The sequence below is a fragment of the Providencia sp. PROV073 genome (genome assembly GCF_033688125.1).
GTDB lineage: Bacteria > Pseudomonadota > Gammaproteobacteria > Enterobacterales > Enterobacteriaceae > Providencia > Providencia hangzhouensis.
Map to the genome: position 1 here is coordinate 399,440 of NZ_CP096353.1, position 19,298 is coordinate 418,737.

General features: G+C 44.5%; 15 protein-coding genes, 1 tRNA gene and 2 rRNA genes. 10 read left to right on the plus strand and 8 right to left on the minus strand.

The annotated features are described in order from the left end of the window. Positions 1-190: 190 nt before the first annotated feature. The 6 genes from M1F17_RS01770 to M1F17_RS01795 are packed head-to-tail and all read right to left on the minus strand — an operon-like array spanning position 191 to position 5,506. Complete coding sequence (locus tag M1F17_RS01770; RefSeq protein WP_094962819.1) at positions 191-853, minus strand: HAD family hydrolase; 663 nt, start codon at positions 851-853, stop codon at positions 191-193. A gap of 18 nt (positions 854-871) precedes the next feature. Continuing rightward, positions 872-1,888: an ABC transporter ATP-binding protein gene (locus M1F17_RS01775; RefSeq protein ID WP_094962818.1), complete on the minus strand. Its 1,017-nt coding sequence runs from the start codon at positions 1,886-1,888 to the stop codon at positions 872-874. Further along, complete coding sequence (locus M1F17_RS01780; RefSeq protein ID WP_094962817.1) at positions 1,888-2,718, minus strand: ABC transporter permease; 831 nt, start codon at positions 2,716-2,718, stop codon at positions 1,888-1,890. Before M1F17_RS01780 ends, M1F17_RS01775 begins: the two co-directional genes overlap by 1 nt. Further along, positions 2,708-3,610: an ABC transporter permease gene (locus tag M1F17_RS01785; RefSeq protein WP_144140724.1), complete on the minus strand. Its 903-nt coding sequence runs from the start codon at positions 3,608-3,610 to the stop codon at positions 2,708-2,710. The genes M1F17_RS01780 and M1F17_RS01785 overlap by 11 nt, the downstream gene beginning before the upstream one ends. After that, on the minus strand, positions 3,610-4,425 hold the full coding sequence (locus tag M1F17_RS01790) for an alkaline phosphatase family protein (RefSeq protein ID WP_094962815.1): 816 nt from the start codon (positions 4,423-4,425) through the stop codon (positions 3,610-3,612). Before M1F17_RS01790 ends, M1F17_RS01785 begins: the two co-directional genes overlap by 1 nt. A gap of 28 nt (positions 4,426-4,453) precedes the next feature. Continuing rightward, positions 4,454-5,506, minus strand: a complete 1,053-nt coding sequence (locus M1F17_RS01795) for an ABC transporter substrate-binding protein (protein ID WP_094962814.1) — start codon at positions 5,504-5,506, stop codon at positions 4,454-4,456. A 249-nt stretch (positions 5,507-5,755) separates the two neighbouring features. On the opposite strand from M1F17_RS01795, the gene nudC reads away from it, so the two are divergent. The 6 genes from nudC to M1F17_RS01825 all read left to right on the plus strand — a co-directional run bounded on the left by nudC (position 5,756) and on the right by M1F17_RS01825 (position 10,335). After that, positions 5,756-6,547, plus strand: a complete 792-nt coding sequence (gene nudC / locus M1F17_RS01800) for an NAD(+) diphosphatase (protein ID WP_004264517.1) — start codon at positions 5,756-5,758, stop codon at positions 6,545-6,547. A gap of 92 nt (positions 6,548-6,639) precedes the next feature. Beyond that, entirely contained in the window at positions 6,640-7,704 is a 1,065-nt protein-coding gene (hemE, locus tag M1F17_RS01805) for a uroporphyrinogen decarboxylase (protein ID WP_004264519.1), read from the plus strand. A gap of 109 nt (positions 7,705-7,813) precedes the next feature. Beyond that, positions 7,814-8,485, plus strand: coding sequence for a deoxyribonuclease V (gene nfi, locus M1F17_RS01810; RefSeq protein ID WP_050763795.1), 672 nt, complete (start codon positions 7,814-7,816; stop codon positions 8,483-8,485). 74 nt (positions 8,486-8,559) lie between these two features. Continuing rightward, positions 8,560-9,147 carry a YjaG family protein gene (locus M1F17_RS01815; RefSeq protein ID WP_004264521.1) on the plus strand — a complete coding sequence of 196 codons (588 nt, stop codon included), beginning with the start codon at positions 8,560-8,562 and terminating at the stop codon, positions 9,145-9,147. A gap of 199 nt (positions 9,148-9,346) precedes the next feature. Continuing rightward, complete coding sequence (locus M1F17_RS01820; RefSeq protein ID WP_004264522.1) at positions 9,347-9,619, plus strand: HU family DNA-binding protein; 273 nt, start codon at positions 9,347-9,349, stop codon at positions 9,617-9,619. 71 nt (positions 9,620-9,690) lie between these two features. After that, positions 9,691-10,335 carry a DUF1481 domain-containing protein gene (locus M1F17_RS01825; protein ID WP_318837195.1) on the plus strand — a complete coding sequence of 215 codons (645 nt, stop codon included), beginning with the start codon at positions 9,691-9,693 and terminating at the stop codon, positions 10,333-10,335. A 341-nt stretch (positions 10,336-10,676) separates the two neighbouring features. On the opposite strand, the gene purD is transcribed toward M1F17_RS01825, so the two are convergent. Both purD and purH read right to left on the minus strand, forming a co-directional pair. Further along, positions 10,677-11,960 carry a phosphoribosylamine--glycine ligase gene (gene purD, locus M1F17_RS01830; RefSeq protein WP_094962812.1) on the minus strand — a complete coding sequence of 428 codons (1,284 nt, stop codon included), beginning with the start codon at positions 11,958-11,960 and terminating at the stop codon, positions 10,677-10,679. A gap of 17 nt (positions 11,961-11,977) precedes the next feature. Next, the gene (purH, locus tag M1F17_RS01835; protein WP_004264527.1) at positions 11,978-13,567 is read right to left on the minus strand and encodes a bifunctional phosphoribosylaminoimidazolecarboxamide formyltransferase/IMP cyclohydrolase; all 1,590 of its coding nucleotides are present in this window, start codon (positions 13,565-13,567) and stop codon (positions 11,978-11,980) included. A 301-nt stretch (positions 13,568-13,868) separates the two neighbouring features. On the opposite strand from purH, the gene M1F17_RS01840 reads away from it, so the two are divergent. The 4 genes from M1F17_RS01840 to M1F17_RS01855 all read left to right on the plus strand — a co-directional run bounded on the left by M1F17_RS01840 (position 13,869) and on the right by M1F17_RS01855 (position 19,297). After that, entirely contained in the window at positions 13,869-14,093 is a 225-nt protein-coding gene (locus M1F17_RS01840; protein ID WP_144140726.1) for a hypothetical protein, read from the plus strand. 192 nt (positions 14,094-14,285) lie between these two features. Further along, positions 14,286-15,825, plus strand: a 16S ribosomal RNA gene (locus tag M1F17_RS01845). A 138-nt stretch (positions 15,826-15,963) separates the two neighbouring features. Further along, positions 15,964-16,039 (plus strand) — tRNA-Glu (locus M1F17_RS01850). A gap of 349 nt (positions 16,040-16,388) precedes the next feature. Then, positions 16,389-19,297: ribosomal RNA gene (locus tag M1F17_RS01855) — 23S ribosomal RNA — on the plus strand. Together the 16S and 23S rRNA genes with 1 tRNA gene alongside form the textbook arrangement of a ribosomal RNA operon. The last annotated feature ends 1 nt before the right edge of the window (position 19,298 follow it).

A 19,298-nucleotide genomic window follows, 5' to 3' on the forward strand; every position in this document is an offset into this window, starting at 1 on the left:
TGCTTCCTCGTCATTCTTCGCGCGATAGGTGCGTCGATTTCATAGATTTACCCGAATCACATACTTATGTATGTGATTCGGGATAATTCTATTTATCTCCTTCCTCTAGCACGAATAATTTAGAGGAACCTTTGAAAAGATTAGTTAGTTAAAACCAAAATTAAAACCAAGTTTGAAATTAAAATTGGGCTTACAAACCCCAAGTATATTGTGGCCAATTGTGTTCGAGTGCGGCTTGCGTTAGGCGTTCGTCACCGTTGATAATAAATACTTCATCGGCGAATTGGCACATCGGGAGATCGTTGGCGGAGTCGGTGTAGAAATACACATAGGCGTCAGTGATCGGTTGGTGACGGACCCAAGCTAATAGGCGTTTGACTTTACCTTCCTTAAAGGTTGGAATACCGTCGATCTCTGTGGTGTAGCAGCCATCTTGTTGCTTGATATCGATCCCCATCGCGACATCCGCACCTAGTTTCGCAGCAATTTTTTTCACAATAAATGAAACGGTTGCGGAGATCACAATAATTGGGATCTCTTTAGCTCGATAATTTGCGATCGTTCTAATGGCGTCAGGGTAGACTCGCGGTAAAATCACGTTTTGTACGAAATCATCCAACCAGATATCCACTTGCCCAGCTTTTACATTGGCGATAGTTTGCAGGTTAAAATGTAAGTAAGTCGGCATATCTAATGTGCCTGCATTATATTGCGCCATCATGGCTTTATCTGCCTCCACAAATTGTGGGTCGCTAATGATTTGCTTGTCCCACAGATATTGTGTCCACAATACGCTGCTATCACCTTGAATTAACGTATCATCTAAGTCAAAAATGGCCAGTCGGTTTTGCATTATATTCCTATCTACTTATTAACTAAGTGTGCGAATTTCATTTTTATTAAACATAAGTTCAAGGCGAGTTCCAGGTTCAAATAAACGCTCAGATGAGCGGTTAAGTAAATCCACCGTCATATCACCTGCAGGGGTATTCACACTATAACGAATAATATTGCCAAGCAACTGATGGTCCAATATCACGGCATCAACAGGGTGAGAAATATGGCTACCGTATTGGCGCCCCGCTTCTTTGACATATATAGACTCAGGGCGGATAGCAAGTGTACCTTGTAAATTAAGGCCTAACATCGTATTGGCCTTTTCGGAATCAACAAGGTTGTAATGCCCCATAAACCGAGCGACAAATTCTGTTGCTGGTTGGGTATAAATATTCTCTGCCGTATCACTTTGCACGATCTGCCCTTTATTCATCAAAAAGATCCTATCGGACATGATCATCGCTTCGTCTTGGTCATGAGTAACAAAAATGGTAGTTAAGCTTAATTCACGTTGAATTTGGCGAATTTGCTGGCGTAAGTGTTTGCGAATCCGTGCATCAAGAGCTGAAAGCGGCTCATCAAGTAACAAAATTTGCGGTTTCATCACTAATGCTCTTGCAAGTGCTACTCGTTGGCGCTGTCCCCCTGATAGTTGATGGGGAAATTGTTGTTCTTTTCCTTGTAACTCAACTAATTCAATCACTTCAGCGACCGCTTTAGATCTGGCTTGGCTATCAAATTTACGCATTTTCAAACCAAACGCGATATTGTCAACCACAGTCATATTGGGAAATAACGCATAACTTTGGAACACCATGCCAACACCGCGTTGTTGTGCGGCTTGGTGGGTTACATTCTGGCGATTGATATAAAGTTCACCATGATTAAGTTGTTCAAGCCCTGCGATACAACGTAATAAAGTCGATTTGCCGCAACCACTTGGCCCAAGTAGGGTAATAAATTCGCCTTTTTCGATAGTAAATTGAATATCAGCAAATACTTGATTAGTGCCAAAAGACTTGGCTAAATTTTCCGCAATAACATAACTCATCATTCATCTCCTGAACGATTTAATCGCATTGCTAACCATGTCAGCAATAAGGTAAACAGAAAATATGACATCACCAGAGCAGAAGTGAAATGCCCGCTGGTTTGTCGCATATTGAAAAGATAGATTTGCAAGGTTTCATAACGTGTTCCCACAAGGATATTGGCAAACACAAATTCACCCATTAAAAATGAAAATGAAATTAATAATGAGACCAACATACCTTTGCGAATATTGGGTAACACAATCATCATAAAGGCTTGGAAGGTACTGGCACCCAGTAAATGCGCGGCATCTATTAAGTCATGTAAATTAATGCCTTGAAAGCTATTCGCAAGAGCACGATACATAAAAGGTAACGTGATGGTGAAATAAGTACCAATCAGGATCCAAGGTGTACCAACCAACATGAATGGTTCATCAGCAAATATTTGCAGCAAGCCAACCGATGAGACCACAGGCGGGATCGCAAAAGGCAAAATAATGAGTAAATCCATCATCCCTTTGAGTTTGGGGAACCGATAAAATACCGCAAACGTCATGGGTAAAATAATTAATGTGCTAACCAGTAACGTACCAAAGCAAATTATTAATGAACGACCAAATGCCATGAGAAAACGCGGGTCTTGCCACAATTGTAGATACCATTTAATCGACAAGGCATCAGGTAGCACAGTGGCTCCCCAAGAGCTGGCGATGGAATACAAAAATGTGGCAATAATAGGTAGCGCTAATAGGCTAGCAACACTGATTAGTACTAACTTATGAAGCAATAATCCAGAGGGTTTATTGCTATTGGTTATAACTGGGCTAATCGCATTATTATTTTGCATGGTAGCTCCGCTTGATTAACCAATGATGGATAGCCGTGATAAAAGCTAAGATAGTGATAAGTAGCATTGATAAAGCCGCAGCCATATTCGGCTCGAGAAATAAATCACCGGAAACTAAACTGGCAATTCGGATAGTCACAAGGTTGTAATTACCACTTGTTAACGCATAGGTACTGGCGTATGCGCCCATTGCATTAGCAATTAGGATAATAAAGGTGCCAAGTAGAGCAGGGGAAAGCACCGGAATAGCAACTTTTAGCCAATAGGTTAGTTTGCTTGCTCCCATCGTTTTTGCTGCGTCTTCCCATTCAGGTTTTAGTGCGTCAAAGGCGGGATAAAGCAACAGAACACCTAATGGGATCTGAAAATATACATACAACAGCATTAACCCGCTGGCGCTATAGATATTGAAATCTTCGATAATCCCCCATGACTTGAGTTGCAAGGTAATCGCCCCATTGAAGCCCAAAATAATAATGAATGCGAAAGCAAGAGGAACACCGCTGAAATTACTGGCCATGGTGGTGAAGGAAATCATTATCCGGCGAATTTTCCCTTGCATTTTATAAATGGAAAATGCCGTGATACTCGAAATGAATAAGCCAATTACACTGCAACTAATGGAAAGCCATAAGGTATTTTCAAACGCTTGCAAGTAAAAATCATTATTGAATACTTCAAGATAGTTACCTAATGACCATGCTTCTTCGTAGATAAAGCTATTAATGAGCACCCAAATCATTGGGGCGATTTGGAATAAACTAAATAGTACAAAGAATGGTAGCAGTAGCAGTGCAGCGCGCCAATGAAAACGAGCAAAGCGTTTTTTTAACATGGCAATTTTTCCCTGTGGTTGGAATGTCTGCTCACAGGAAGCAGGGATATCAGCCATTACAAACCTCCTCGTAATAGTGCATCACAAACAGGTTTATCCAGAGAGTTGGCACCAAGTAAACGACAGATGGTTCCACAAATCGCGGTTTGCTCAATATCGCAGGGTTGATGAGAAAATTGCGAACCGACGACAAACAATGGGACTAAACACTCTTCAGGAAGTGTCCCTCCGTGGCTACGATCATTATTCATCCCATGATCACTAGTGATCAGGATTTGATAACCTTGCTCAATCCATGTGGGAATATAATTCGACAGGATGATATCTGCATGGCGTGCTGCATTACGATATTGCGGCGAATCAAAACCGAACTTGTGCCCGGTGTCGTCTATATTCATAGGGTGAATCAATAAAAAATCAGGGTTAAATTGAGTGCGTAAATATTCCGCATCGACAAATAAGTGATCATCAGGGTAATGGTCTGCTTGATAAAAGCAGCCATGCTGGATAGCTAGCGATTCATCGTGAGTAAGACGGTCTCTTGTTGCGACGAAAGGCGCTCGGTTATACAGCTCACTCACCCAATAATAAGCGGCGGCGGCGGTCGTTTTGCCGGCAAGGCGCGCGAGAGAGAATATGCTGTCAAAATGGGATAAACGGATAATTTGGTTATTCACAATACCGCTTTTGACAGGAGGAACTCCCGTTAGTATGCACTCATATAAAGGGCGAGACATCGAAGGAAGCTCGCACTCTAATTGGTAAAGTGTTGCACTGTCGGCTTTGATTAAGCCGTTAAGATAGCCCATACAATGATGGGCTACTGAATAACTTAAACCGTCTAGGACAACAAGTATGACTTTCTCAGACATTAACTTTTCCTAAAATCAATACATTAAATTACTGCTGGTGGATCAAAACTTGTTGCTGCCACATTTTAGGGAGATTACGGGACGATTTTTCCCAGCCATCTGCATTTTTAATTGGCTGAACATTTTTATATTGTTCTTCTGGTAATAATTTGGCTTTAATATCGTCAGGTAATGTTAGATATTGTGCACGAATTGGCCGAGCGTAGCCTTCAGCAAGGTTTAATTGGCCTTTGTCACTGAAAATAAATTCACGAGCTAATTTTGCTGCATTTGGGTTTTTGGCAAATTTATTGATGATAGTGGTGTAACCTGAAATGACAGAACCGTCAGATGGGATCACGACAGTAAAGCGATCACGGTTGATTTGATCACGGTAATTCAGTGCGTTAAAGTCCCATAAGATGCCAACTTCGACTTCACCTTTTTCGATATTTGCGACAGTTGGGTCATTAACGGATAGGCGTTTTTGTTTGGCGAGTTCAGCAAAAAATTCAATGGCAGGTTTTAGGTTATTTTCGTCACCACCACGGGCAAATGCGGCGGCCAGTACAGCATTATTGGCTTGTGCAGCGATTCCAACATCCCCAACGGTGACTTTATATTTCCCTTTTAATAGGTCATCCCAGCTTTTCGGCGCATCTTTCACTAGATCATTATTAATCATAAAAGCAATTGACCCTGTATAGGCTAAAGCCCAATGGCCGTCTTTGTCTTTTGCCCAATCAGGAATTTGTGCCCAAGTTGTTGGTTTATAAGGTTGAGTCACACCTTTTTGCACGGCAACAGGCCCAAAAGAGGCACCTACATCACCAATATCTGCGGTCGCATTATTTTTTTCTGCGGCAAATTTGGCAATTTCTTGGGCGGAGCTCATATCGGTATCTTGATGCTTCAACCCATATTGCGTAGCTAAGTCTTGCCAAGTTCCTTTCCAATTAGCCCAAGAGTCAGGCATTCCAACGCTGTAAACTTGCCCTTCTTTTTTCGCTGCATCGATTAACTCTGCTAAATTAGCATCAGCAGCTAATGTCACACTGGATGCAGTCAATGATAGTAAAATCGCAGGAACGATAGTTTTCATTATTTTCTCACTTTTGAAGAACGGTGAACCGTATTGGTTACTTAGCATCCTAATTTTAAGAGGTGACAGTTAGTTGACCTTTTTATGACAGTTTTTAGACATTTTATGGAATGGAACGTCTAAAAAGTGTCAAAATTGATAATGAAAAATAATGAAACAAACGTTTGAATGACATTGCGCCAAAGAAGTGTATTGTGTCATTAATAGATTTATTTTTTCGACAATAAAAACTAACAAAAGATATGAAAAATGAATAAGTTAAAATTATCAGGAACTGAAAGTGGTTGGTGGTTTATCTGTTTTTCCGGGCGTTTGTGGCTACCTCATGGAGATATTCCACGAGGCATGGCAAAGGACTATTTGTTAGAAGGAAAAATAGCGACACCAATTGGTGAGTGGCAAGGGGAAATTGTCTGGTTGATAGCCGAAAAAATGCCATCAGATATGGCATCTCCCCGTATTGTTGCTGCGCAAGATGAGGGTTTATTTCGTCTCGCTGGGCGAGGCGTGCAATTGGCGGAGTTTTATCGTTCTCATCGTTATTGCGGCTATTGTGGTACTGCAATGCGCCATAGTGAAACAGAATGGGCGTGTTTGTGTGACCATTGCCATGAGCGCTATTACCCGCAGATTGCCCCTTGTATTATCGTGGGGATCCGACGTGATGACCATATTCTATTAGCTCAGCACCGGCGCCATTCGCAAAATCCATTATTTACCGTATTAGCGGGCTTTGTTGAAGTGGGTGAAACACTAGAAGAGGCTGTTATGCGCGAAGTCATGGAAGAGAGCAATATAAAAGTGAAAAATATTCGCTACGTATCTTCACAGCCATGGCCTTTTCCTCATTCTTTAATGATGGGCTTTCTCGCGGATTATGAGAGTGGTGATATTAAAGTAGACCCGAAGGAGTTGGTGAGCGCAAATTGGTATCATTACAATGAACTGCCTTTGATCCCACCCGCGGACACCATAGCTAGGCGTTTGATTGAAGATACGGTCGCATTGTGTCGTCAAAGTGATTATGAAACGGGAAAATAGCACAGCGCTGATATTGTTATCATTAACATGATACAATAATGAACTTCGCTCTTAGCCATTTGCGGCGGCCACTTATAATAATGGAGTAAATAATGACTGAGTTAAAAAATGACCGCTATCTACGTGCTTTGCTACGTCAGCCTGTAGATGTGACCCCTGTATGGATGATGCGTCAAGCAGGGCGTTACCTGCCTGAATATAAAGCAACTCGCGCTGAAGCTGGTGATTTTATTGCTCTGTGCAAAAACACCGAATTGGCTTGTGAAGTGACATTACAGCCATTACGTCGTTTTCCATTAGACGCTGCAATTTTATTTTCTGATATTCTCACTATCCCTGATGCAATGGGGCTTGGGTTATATTTCGAAACAGGTGAAGGCCCACGTTTTCATAAACCGATTATGAGCGCGGCAGATGTAAAAAACATCCCTATTCCTGATCCTGAAATGGAACTTGGTTATGTAATGGATGCCGTTCGTGCCATCCGTAAAGCCCTTGAAGGTAATGTGCCACTGATTGGTTTCTCTGGTAGCCCGTGGACACTGGCGACTTATATGGTGGAAGGTGGCAGTAGCAAAGCATTCACTAAAATCAAAAAGATGATGTACGAAGACCCGAACACATTACATTTGTTATTGGATAAACTGGCGGACAGTGTCATTTTATACTTGAATGCTCAAATTCGTGCAGGCGCACAGTCCGTGATGATTTTTGATACATGGGGTGGGGTGTTAACTAAGCGTGATTATTTACAGTTTTCACTGAATTATATGCATAAAATTATTGATGGCTTAATTCGTGAAAATGATGGTCGCCGTGTTCCTGTCACCTTATTTACTAAAGGTGGAGGCCAGTGGTTAGAGGAAATGGCGGCAACGGGTTGCGATGCATTAGGCCTTGATTGGACGACTGAAATTGCTGATGCTCGTCGTCGTGTTGGTGATAAAGTCGCTTTACAAGGTAATATGGATCCATCCATGTTATATGCACCACCTGCGCGTATAGAAGAAGAAGTGCAAAATATTCTATCTGGCTTCGGCCAAGGTGAAGGGCACGTATTCAATTTAGGCCATGGTATTCATCAGGATGTTCCACCTGAGCATGCAGGTGCATTTGTGGATGCAGTTCACCGTTTATCCCGCCAATATCATCAATAATTATCGTTTATTGATCTTCTAGGTTTGTGGTGTATTTATAGAATCTTGTAAGTACACCATTATCATCTATGATTAAGAATAATTTAATCTCATAAGCAATGGACGCATGATGGTTTTAGATACTCAATTGTTACGAAAAGAACAAACTAGGCAAGCTTCAAAAATCATTTTGCATGATGAACTTCCACCACTCAAACTGATTGGTGGAGCGGATGTGGGCTTTGAACAGCAAGGCGCTATTACGCGTGCAGTGGTAGCTGTATTATCTTGGCCACAGTTAGAACTTGTTGAGTATCAAATAGCACGAATACCGACTCAATTGCCTTATATACCGGGGTTACTTTCTTTTCGTGAAGTCCCTGGGTTAATGGCGGCGTGGGAAAAAATACAAAATAAACCTGAATTAGTACTCGTAGATGGACAAGGGATTGCACACCCACGGCGCTTTGGTGTTGCCTGCCATTTTGGGTTACAAGCTAATATAGCTACAATTGGCGTTGCAAAAAGCCGTTTATGTGGTGATGCGGTTGAGTTAAGTGAAGAACCCGAAAGTGTTCAGCCATTAATGGCAGGTGAAAATCAACTCGGTTGGGTATTGCGGAGCAAAAAACGCTGCAAACCATTATATGTTTCACCTGGTCATAAAGTAGGCTTTTCCTCTTCCTTAGAGTGGGTAAAGCAGTGTCTAAAAGGTTATCGGTTGCCAGAACCGACGCGTTTTGCTGACGGAATTGCATCAAATCGAACGTTTTTTAAGCGAATGAATGAGAAAATCAGCTAATTATCAGCAAAATATGTGGCATTGACAGATTTTCAGGTAAACTGCGAAGTATTAAGATTGATGAGTCAGAAATTATGTTAAGAAATCCCATTCATTTGAGGTTGGAAAAATTAGAAAGCTGGCAACATACAACTTTCATGGCAAGCCTATGTGAAAGAATGTATCCGAACTTTCAAATGTTTTGTCAGCAAACTGAATTTGCCGATGCAAAAGTTTATCGTTCCATCCTTGATTTAGTTTGGGAAACTTTGGTCATTAAAGATAGCAAAGTCAATTTCGACAGTCAGTTAGAAAAATTAGAAGAAATTATCCCATCAGCAGATGATTTCGATATGTATGGTGTGTATCCAGCTATTGATGCCTGTATTGCGTTAGGTGAAATTATCCATTCGAAATTGAGTGGTGAAACCCTCGAACACGCAATATTGGTTAGCGAAGCATCCATTCGTACGGTTGCCATGCTCGAAATGACTCAAGCAGGGCGGGAAATGACAGAAGAAGAACTCAAAGAAATCCCGGCCGTTGAAGAGGAATGGGATATCCAGTGGGACATTTTCCGGTTACTGGCAGCTTGTGAAGAGCGCGACTTAGAGTTAATTAAAGGATTAAAATCTGACCTCCGCGAAGCGGGGGTGAGCAATATAGGTATTACTTTAAGCTGATTTTTGCATTTTCATTATCGAAAACGTGACTTGACGCAGTAATGCTGAGTACTAAGACTTCACATTTGCCCCTACTCTGGTCTACATTTAGGGGCGAGAAGAAGTGGCTATCGGGGGCGTGTATCAGGGGCTGTCAATTTGGCATATCCGACGCACTCGATGCTTTGCAAACGATAAACACACTGTGTAAGGATAATTTATGAATAAGACTGAATTAGTTGATGCTATCGCAGAATCAGCGGACCTGACCAAAGTTCAGGCAAAAGCAGCATTAGAATCTACTCTGAATGCTATTTCTGAAACGCTGAAAAAAGGCGAACAAGTCCAACTGGTCGGTTTCGGTACTTTTAAAGTTAGCCATCGTGCTGCGCGTACTGGTCGTAACCCACAAACTAAAGCAGAAATCCAGATTCCTGCTACAACTGTGCCTGCTTTCTCTGCCGGTAAAGCACTGAAAGAAGCTGTAAAATAAGAACATTGTACAGCCGAATCACCAGAGGGGGTAAAAAACTACCCCTTTTGTTTATTCAAAAAGGGTTGCTGGTGTTGGGAACTATCTCAATGCTAAGCGCCTGTTCTTCTAATGCACCAAAGCTCCCTGAGTTTAGTGCAAGTGGTTTTATTGCCGATGATGGCGTCATTCGTATGTGGCGACTTAATAATGCAAAAAGCCAGCCTCTGGTCTTAATGGTGGTTTATAGCCCCTATAAAGGTACAGACACTTCCGTTAATTTCTTCGAATATCGTTCAGGCAATCTGTGGCAAATTCGCAGCCAAATCTTGAATCAAAAAAACGGTGATATCACCGAACAATTACGCTTCGATAAAAATAATGAGGTTATTTTTATGCAGCGTACTCAAGACGGCTATAAAACACCTCTTTCAACGGATGAAATTACGCGTTGGCGCTTTGAAGCTGAACGCATACTCGAGACAAACACCGCACTTATTGTTGGCGGCGTCAAACTCTATCAAGGTCGCTGGCAGCAAGGTAAAGTGACGACTTGTGAAGGTGATGTACGCGAAGTGACTTTTGAGCCCTATGCTGAAAATTGGTTACAGAGCCGTGCAAAAGTGTGGCATTCCCAGCTAAATTTAGCGTGGTTGGAATCTTCTGAGGGGAATCAGCTTTTGATGGTAGCGGATACTGATTTTTGCCGCTGGCAGCCTTCTGAAGATTCGTTGTAATATCTCCGCTCGTCGTCTTTCGACCCACCGCTCGTCGTCTTTCAATCCATAGCGTTGTTGGCTGCTCTCAGCTACTTAGGTCACATACTTATGTATGCTCCCTAAGATATCTTCGTTTGCCGCCTAGCTCTGAATTGAAATACTTAGAGCCGATATTTTTGCTCGTCAACTCGTAGCCTTTCGACCTTCAGCATTGTTGGCCGCGGTGACTTAGCCTAGTCACCTTGCCGTCTAGCTACGAACAGAAATCCTTAGAGTGCTTGTTTGATAGTACAAACAACAATAAAAAAGCTGATAAAAGTATCCTCTTATCAGCTCAGTAAATGGTTTGGTGCTTTGTATTATTTTATGCGAGCAATAGCGCGGTAACCGATGTCGTTGCGGTAGAAGCTATCATTCCAGTGAATGGTTTTTGCCACTTCATAAGCTTTGGCTTGCGCTTTAGCGATATCATTACCTAATGCTGTTACGCATAGGACGCGACCACCGGCAGTCACGACTTCTCCATCTTTCATGCGAGTACCCGCATGGAAAACTTTGCTATCAGCCGCTTCGGTGGTTGGTAAACCTGAAATTACATCGCCATTGTGGTAGTCACCTGGGTAACCACCCGCAGCAATTACTACCCCTAAAGCAGGGCGCTCATCCCATAATGAATCTTTACCTGCCAGCTCACCTTTCGCCCCCGCTAAACATAAAGCGACTAAATCTGATTGCAAGCGCATCATGATAGGTTGAGTTTCAGGATCGCCAAAACGACAGTTAAATTCGATAACTTTTGGGTTACCTGCTTTATCAATCATTAATCCAGCGTATAAGAAGCCTTGATAGCGGTTTCCTTCTTGGTCCATGCCTTTAACAGTTGGATAAATAACTTGTTCCATCACGCGCTGGTGTATTTCATCTGTCACAACAGGAGCTGGGGAGTAAGCGCCCATTCCACCTGTATTTAGACCTGTATCACCATCACCGACACGTTTATGATCTTGGCTAGTTGCCATTGGAATGACATTTTCACCATCTACCATAACGATGAAACTCGCTTCTTCGCCATCAAGAAACTCTTCGATCACGATACGATGTCCTGCATCACCAAAGGCATTCCCCGCTAACATGTCATGAACAGCTTCTTTTGCTTCTTGCAGAGTCATGGCTACGATAACGCCTTTCCCCGCTGCAAGACCATCTGCTTTGATCACGATTGGCGCACCGACTTTATCTAAGTAAGCTAAAGCAGGTTCAATATCAGTAAAATTTTCATAGGCCGCGGTAGGAATATGATGGCGAGCTAAAAAGTCCTTAGTAAATGCTTTAGAGCCTTCAAGCTGAGCAGCACCTTTGGTTGGGCCAAAAATAGTTAAGCCAGCAGCCTTAAATGCATCTACAACACCAATAACTAATGGTGCTTCAGGGCCGACAATCGTTAAACCAATTTGCTTTTCTTTAGCGAATTGGAGCAGCCCATCAATATCTGTCGCAGAAATATTAACGTTCTCAAGGGATGGTTCTAATGCTGTGCCTGCATTGCCCGGGGCAACATACACTTTATCTGCTAAAGGGGATTGAGCCGCTTTCCACGCTAAGGCATGTTCACGGCCACCGCCACCAATAATCAAAATATTCATTACTAGGCTCCTAATAATTAGTGACGGAAATGACGCATATTAGTGAAAAGCATTGCAATACCATGTTCATTTGCAGCAGCAATCACTTCTTCATCGCGGATAGAACCACCTGGTTGGATCACACAAGTTACTCCAACAGCAGCGGCGGCATCAATACCATCGCGGAATGGGAAAAAGGCATCTGAAGCCATTGCACAGCCAGCGACTTCTAAGCCTTCATCTGCGGCTTTAATACCTGCAATTTTTGCAGAGTACACACGGCTCATTTGCCCTGCGCCAATACCGATAGTCATATCATTTTTGGCATAAACGATAGCATTGGATTTCACAAATTTTGCGACTTTCCAACAGAATAACGCATCTTTTAGCTCGCGTTCAGTTGGTTGGCGCTTAGTCACAACGCGAAGTTCTTCTTTTTCAACCATTCCTAAGTCACGGTCTTGCACTAATAAACCGCCATTCACGCGTTTAAAGTCTAAACTTGCAACTGGTTTGCTCCATTCGCCACATTCAAGTACGCGAACGTTTTGTTTAGTCTCAAGAATAGGCAATGCATCTTTAGCAACAGAAGGCGCGATAATGACTTCTACAAATTGGCGGTCAATGATCGCTTGAGCGGTTTCTTTATCTAATTGACGGTTAAACGCGATAATGCCACCAAAAGCAGACGTTGGGTCAGTTTTGAATGCGTTATCATAAGCTGTATGAATAGAATCACCGATAGCGACACCACAAGGGTTAGCATGTTTGACAATTACACAAGCAGGTTCTTCGAATGATTTAACACACTCAAGAGCCGCATCGGTATCAGCGATATTATTATAAGACAGGGCTTTACCTTGAATTTGTTGTGCAGTTGCAATAGAAGCTTCTTTTGGGTTTTCTTCTATATAAAAAGCAGCATCTTGGTGGCTGTTCTCTCCATAACGCATGTCTTGTTTTTTTATAAAATTTAAATTCAAGGTGCGAGGGAAACGGCCAGAAGGTTGGGTCGTATCACCATAATAAGGGGCAACTAATTCACCAAAGTAATTCGCAATCATGCTGTCATAAGCAGCAGTGTGTTCGAAAGCTTTTATTGCGAGGTCAAACCGAGTCGACCAATTTAGCGAGTTTTCGTGGTTATCCATTTCATCAATGATGGTTTGATAGTCATTACTATTCACCACAATTGCTACATCTTTATGATTTTTAGCCGCGGAGCGCACCATGGTTGGGCCGCCGATATCAATATTTTCTACAGCATCTTCAAGGGTACAATTTGGTTTTGCCACTGTTTGGGCAAAAGGGTACAGGTTAACAACGACCATATCGATAGGGGCAATATCATGCTGTTGCATAATGGCATCATCAGTACCGCGACGACCTAAAATTCCGCCATGCACTTTCGGGTGCAATGTTTTCACTCGACCATCCATCATTTCAGGAAACCCAGTGTAATCTGAAACTTCAGTTACGTTTAGTCCTGACTCAGCAAGTAACTTTGCAGTACCGCCAGTAGATAGAAGCTCAACACCACGTTGAGATAACGCCTTAGCGAATTCAACAACCCCTGTTTTATCAGACACACTAAGCAGGGCACGACGAATAGGACGAAGCAGTTGCATGAGATAGATCCCTTGGATTTGAATAAATAAGGCAATAACGAATATCAGTCAGTAAAAACTCAAAGAGCTTTTCTTATATACCTATTATATCTATTGATGAAAGCAAAGCGGAATTGGCCAGCTTTCCCTATAACAATATATAAGTCACTAACAATTTCAGAACATAAAAACAAAATCAATGCCGAAATTTCGAGCCAATTGTAACGCAAACGTTTGCGTAATGCGCGATAATTTTTAAATTATTTTCATGTTGTGGATAACTTCGTGTATAAGTCGGTATAAGTAGGGGTTTTGCTGTGTAATGCAGCAGTTGAATAAAAAAATGCAAAAAAGGGGTTGCCAGATTTTTCTGACTCCCTATAATGCGCATCCACTGACCGGGAACAAGACAACGCAAAGCGCGATGAACACTGAAACGGCAGCGAGAGATTCTGAAAAAGAAAAAGCAAAAAATTGCTTGACTCTCACGGAGGAAAACGTAATATACGCCTCCTCGCAGCAACGACCGAAAGGTTGGTTTTCATAAAGAAAAGCTGCAGCGCTCTTTAACAATTTATCAGACAATCTGTGTGGGCACTCACAGGACACTATCAAAAAAATATTTGATTTTAAGTCTTGAAGAGTGACTAACACGTTAATTCATATATATGAACTAATAGGTAATATGTTTTCGCAAGAAGACATACGACAGTAAACATTCTTTGAGCATCAAGCTTTTTAATTGAAGAGTTTGATCATGGCTCAGATTGAACGCTGGCGGCAGGCCTAACACATGCAAGTCGAGCGGTAACAGGGGAAGCTTGCTTCTCGCTGACGAGCGGCGGACGGGTGAGTAATGTATGGGGATCTGCCCGATAGAGGGGGATAACTACTGGAAACGGTAGCTAATACCGCATAATCTCTCAGGAGCAAAGCAGGGGAACTTCGATCCTTGCGCTATCGGATGAACCCATATGGGATTAGCTAGTAGGTGAGGTAATGGCTCACCTAGGCGACGATCCCTAGCTGGTCTGAGAGGATGATCAGCCACACTGGGACTGAGACACGGCCCAGACTCCTACGGGAGGCAGCAGTGGGGAATATTGCACAATGGGCGCAAGCCTGATGCAGCCATGCCGCGTGTATGAAGAAGGCCCTAGGGTTGTAAAGTACTTTCAGTCGGGAGGAAGGCGTTGATGCTAATATCATCAACGATTGACGTTACCGACAGAAGAAGCACCGGCTAACTCCGTGCCAGCAGCCGCGGTAATACGGAGGGTGCAAGCGTTAATCGGAATTACTGGGCGTAAAGCGCACGCAGGCGGTTGATTAAGTTAGATGTGAAATCCCCGGGCTTAACCTGGGAATGGCATCTAAGACTGGTCAGCTAGAGTCTTGTAGAGGGGGGTAGAATTCCATGTGTAGCGGTGAAATGCGTAGAGATGTGGAGGAATACCGGTGGCGAAGGCGGCCCCCTGGACAAAGACTGACGCTCAGGTGCGAAAGCGTGGGGAGCAAACAGGATTAGATACCCTGGTAGTCCACGCTGTAAACGATGTCGATTTGAAGGTTGTTCCCTAGAGGAGTGGCTTTCGGAGCTAACGCGTTAAATCGACCGCCTGGGGAGTACGGCCGCAAGGTTAAAACTCAAATGAATTGACGGGGGCCCGCACAAGCGGTGGAGCATGTGGTTTAATTCGATGCAACGCGAAGAACCTTACCTACTCTTGACATCCAGAGAATTTAGCAGAGATGCTTTAGTGCCTTCGGGAACTCTGAGACAGGTGCTGCATGGCTGTCGTCAGCTCGTGTTGTGAAATGTTGGGTTAAGTCCCGCAACGAGCGCAACCCTTATCCTTTGTTGCCAGCGATTCGGTCGGGAACTCAAAGGAGACTGCCGGTGATAAACCGGAGGAAGGTGGGGATGACGTCAAGTCATCATGGCCCTTACGAGTAGGGCTACACACGTGCTACAATGGCGTATACAAAGAGAAGCGACCTCGCGAGAGCAAGCGGAACTCATAAAGTACGTCGTAGTCCGGATTGGAGTCTGCAACTCGACTCCATGAAGTCGGAATCGCTAGTAATCGTAGATCAGAATGCTACGGTGAATACGTTCCCGGGCCTTGTACACACCGCCCGTCACACCATGGGAGTGGGTTGCAAAAGAAGTAGGTAGCTTAACCTTCGGGAGGGCGCTTACCACTTTGTGATTCATGACTGGGGTGAAGTCGTAACAAGGTAACCGTAGGGGAACCTGCGGTTGGATCACCTCCTTACCATTGAAGTGTTTTTGTGAAGTGCTCACACAGATTGTCTGATAGAAAGTAGAGCAATGGCTTTACGTGGGAGACTTATTCGAGAGGATAAGACTTACACGAAAATAGCAAAACGGTGTTTTGCAATTGAATTTTCGTGTCCCCTTCGTCTAGAGGCCTAGGACACCGCCCTTTCACGGCGGTAACAGGGGTTCGAATCCCCTAGGGGACGCCAATTGCGCCGATATCGAGTGAAAGACGATGTCCCCAATAATGATTAAGCCAATTATATTGTAGTTGGTTTAACAATTATGCTCTTTAACAATCTGGAACAAGCTGAAAATTGAAAACAACGCACATTGTTTATCGCTTAAACAATGTGAGAGTCTCTCAAAATTTCAGACCTGAAATTTTCGGTCACTTTAGCGAGTGGCATGAGCGAGCAGTCAGTCCTTCGCGGCGGCCAGCGCACAGCAAGCGCAGCATACATAAGTATGTGAGCATTGCGAGCACTGCCCAACAAAGAAGGAATGCACGCACAGCCATGACAGTAAAGTGAACGTTGAAACAATTTCGGGTTGTGAGGTTAAGCGACTAAGCGTACACGGTGGATGCCTAGGCAATCAGAGGCGATGAAGGACGTGCTAATCTGCGATAAGCGTCGGTAAGGTGATATGAACCGTTACAACCGACGATTTCCGAATGGGGAAACCCAGTGCAATTCGTTGCACTATCGTTTGATGAATACATAGTCAAACGAAGCGAACCGGGGGAACTGAAACATCTCAGTACCCCGAGGAAAAGAAATCAACCGAGATTCCCCTAGTAGCGGCGAGCGAACGGGGAGCAGCCCAGAGTCTTAATCAGCATTAGCATCAGGAGAACGGTCTGGAAAGTCCGGCAGTAAAGGGTGATAGCCCCGTATCCGAAGGTGTTAGTGTTGTGAACTCGACGAGTAGGGCGGGACACGTGTTATCCTGTCTGAATATGGGGGGACCATCCTCCAAGGCTAAATACTCCTGATTGACCGATAGTGAACCAGTACCGTGAGGGAAAGGCGAAAAGAACCCCGGCGAGGGGAGTGAAATAGAACCTGAAACCGTGTACGTACAAGCAGTGGGAGCCTTGATTTATCAGGGTGACTGCGTACCTTTTGTATAATGGGTCAGCGACTTATATTCTGTAGCAAGGTTAACCGAATAGGGGAGCCGTAGGGAAACCGAGTCTTAACTGGGCGAATAAGTTGCAGGGTATAGACCCGAAACCCGGTGATCTAGCCATGGGCAGGTTGAAGGTTGGGTAACACTAACTGGAGGACCGAACCGACTAATGTTGAAAAATTAGCGGATGACTTGTGGCTGGGGGTGAAAGGCCAATCAAACCGGGAGATAGCTGGTTCTCCCCGAAAGCTATTTAGGTAGCGCCTCGTGAACTCATCTTCGGGGGTAGAGCACTGTTTCGACTAGGGGGTCATCCCGACTTACCAACTCGATGCAAACTACGAATACCGAAGAATGTTATCACGGGAGACACACGGCGGGTGCTAACGTTCGTCGTGAAGAGGGAAACAACCCAGACCGCCAGCTAAGGTCCCAAAGTCATAGTTAAGTGGGAAACGAAGTGGGAAGGCTCAGACAGCCAGGATGTTGGCTTAGAAGCAGCCATCATTTAAAGAAAGCGTAATAGCTCACTGGTCGAGTCGGCCTGCGCGGAAGATGTAACGGGGCTAAACTATGCACCGAAGCTGCGGCAGCGATATGTAAATATTGTTGGGTAGGGGAGCGTTCTGTAAGCCTGTGAAGGTGTGCTGTGAGGCATGCTGGAGGTATCAGAAGTGCGAATGCTGACATAAGTAACGATAATGCGGGTGAAAAACCCGCACGCCGGAAGACCAAGGGTTCCTGTCCAACGTTAATCGGGGCAGGGTGAGTCGACCCCTAAGGCGAGGCAGAAATGCGTAGTCGATGGGAAACGGGTTAATATTCCCGTACTGGTGATAATTGCGATGGGGGGACGGAGAAGGCTAGGCTATCCGGGCGACGGTTGTCCCGGTTTAAGGATGTAGGCAGGTGAATTAGGCAAATCCGGTTCACTATATGCTGAGGTCCGACGACGAGTCACTACGGTGATGAAGTAGCTCATGCCCCGCTTCCAGGAAAAGCCTCTAAGCTCTAGATTATCATTAATCGTACCCCAAACCGACACAGGTGGTCAGGTAGAGAATACTCAGGCGCTTGAGAGAACTCGGGTGAAGGAACTAGGCAAAATGGTGCCGTAACTTCGGGAGAAGGCACGCTGGCATTAGGTGAAGTGATTTACTCATGGAGCTGAAGCCAGTCGCAGATACCAGCTGGCTGCAACTGTTTATTAAAAACACAGCACTGTGCAAACACGAAAGTGGACGTATACGGTGTGACGCCTGCCCGGTGCTGGAAGGTTAATTGATGGGGTTATCCGTAAGGAGAAGCTCTTGATCGAAGCCCCAGTAAACGGCGGCCGTAACTATAACGGTCCTAAGGTAGCGAAATTCCTTGTCGGGTAAGTTCCGACCTGCACGAATGGCGTAATGATGGCCAGGCTGTCTCCACCCGAGACTCAGTGAAATTGAACTCGCTGTGAAGATGCAGTGTACCCGCGGCAAGACGGAAAGACCCCGTGAACCTTTACTATAGCTTGACACTGAACATTGAGCCTTGATGTGTAGGATAGGTGGGAGGCTTTGAAGCGTGGACGCCAGTCTGCGTGGAGCCAACCTTGAAATACCACCCTTTAATGTTTGATGTTCTAACGTTGCCCCATTATCTGGGGTGCGGACAGTGTCTGGTGGGTAGTTTGACTGGGGCGGTCTCCTCCCAAAGAGTAACGGAGGAGCACGAAGGTTGGCTAAGCATGGTCGGACATCATGCGGTTAGTGCAAAGGCATAAGCCAGCTTGACTGCGAGAGTGACGGCTCGAGCAGGTACGAAAGTAGGTCTTAGTGATCCGGTGGTTCTGAATGGAAGGGCCATCGCTCAACGGATAAAAGGTACTCCGGGGATAACAGGCTGATACCGCCCAAGAGTTCATATCGACGGCGGTGTTTGGCACCTCGATGTCGGCTCATCACATCCTGGGGCTGAAGTAGGTCCCAAGGGTACGGCTGTTCGCCGTTTAAAGTGGTACGCGAGCTGGGTTTAGAACGTCGTGAGACAGTTCGGTCCCTATCTGCCGTGGGCGTTGGAAGATTGAAAGGGGCTGCTCCTAGTACGAGAGGACCGGAGTGGACGCACCACTGGTGTTCGGGTTGTCATGCCAATGGCATTGCCCGGTAGCTAAGTGCGGAAGAGATAACCGCTGAAAGCATCTAAGCGGGAAACTTGCCTTGAGATGAGTCTTCCCTGACTCTTTAAGGGTCCTAAAGGAACGTTTAAGACTAAGACGTTGATAGGTTGGGTGTGTAAGCGTAGCGATACGTTGAGCTAACCAATACTAATGAACCGTGAGGCTTAACCTGA

Coding starts and splice junctions, on each gene's coding strand:
- M1F17_RS01795 (WP_094962814.1), bottom strand. CDS start 5,506: ATGAAAACTATCGTTCCTGCGATTTTACTATCATTGACTGCATCCAGT.
- hemE (WP_004264519.1), top strand. CDS start 6,640: ATGACTGAGTTAAAAAATGACCGCTATCTACGTGCTTTGCTACGTCAG.
- M1F17_RS01770 (WP_094962819.1), bottom strand. CDS start 853: ATGCAAAACCGACTGGCCATTTTTGACTTAGATGATACGTTAATTCAA.
- purD (WP_094962812.1), bottom strand. CDS start 11,960: ATGAATATTTTGATTATTGGTGGCGGTGGCCGTGAACATGCCTTAGCG.
- M1F17_RS01820 (WP_004264522.1), top strand. CDS start 9,347: ATGAATAAGACTGAATTAGTTGATGCTATCGCAGAATCAGCGGACCTG.
- M1F17_RS01840 (WP_144140726.1), top strand. CDS start 13,869: ATGCAGCAGTTGAATAAAAAAATGCAAAAAAGGGGTTGCCAGATTTTT.
- M1F17_RS01790 (WP_094962815.1), bottom strand. CDS start 4,425: ATGTCTGAGAAAGTCATACTTGTTGTCCTAGACGGTTTAAGTTATTCA.
- M1F17_RS01775 (WP_094962818.1), bottom strand. CDS start 1,888: ATGAGTTATGTTATTGCGGAAAATTTAGCCAAGTCTTTTGGCACTAAT.
- M1F17_RS01815 (WP_004264521.1), top strand. CDS start 8,560: ATGTTAAGAAATCCCATTCATTTGAGGTTGGAAAAATTAGAAAGCTGG.
- M1F17_RS01780 (WP_094962817.1), bottom strand. CDS start 2,718: ATGCAAAATAATAATGCGATTAGCCCAGTTATAACCAATAGCAATAAA.
- M1F17_RS01785 (WP_144140724.1), bottom strand. CDS start 3,610: ATGGCTGATATCCCTGCTTCCTGTGAGCAGACATTCCAACCACAGGGA.
- purH (WP_004264527.1), bottom strand. CDS start 13,567: ATGCAACTGCTTCGTCCTATTCGTCGTGCCCTGCTTAGTGTGTCTGAT.
- nudC (WP_004264517.1), top strand. CDS start 5,756: ATGAATAAGTTAAAATTATCAGGAACTGAAAGTGGTTGGTGGTTTATC.
- nfi (WP_050763795.1), top strand. CDS start 7,814: ATGGTTTTAGATACTCAATTGTTACGAAAAGAACAAACTAGGCAAGCT.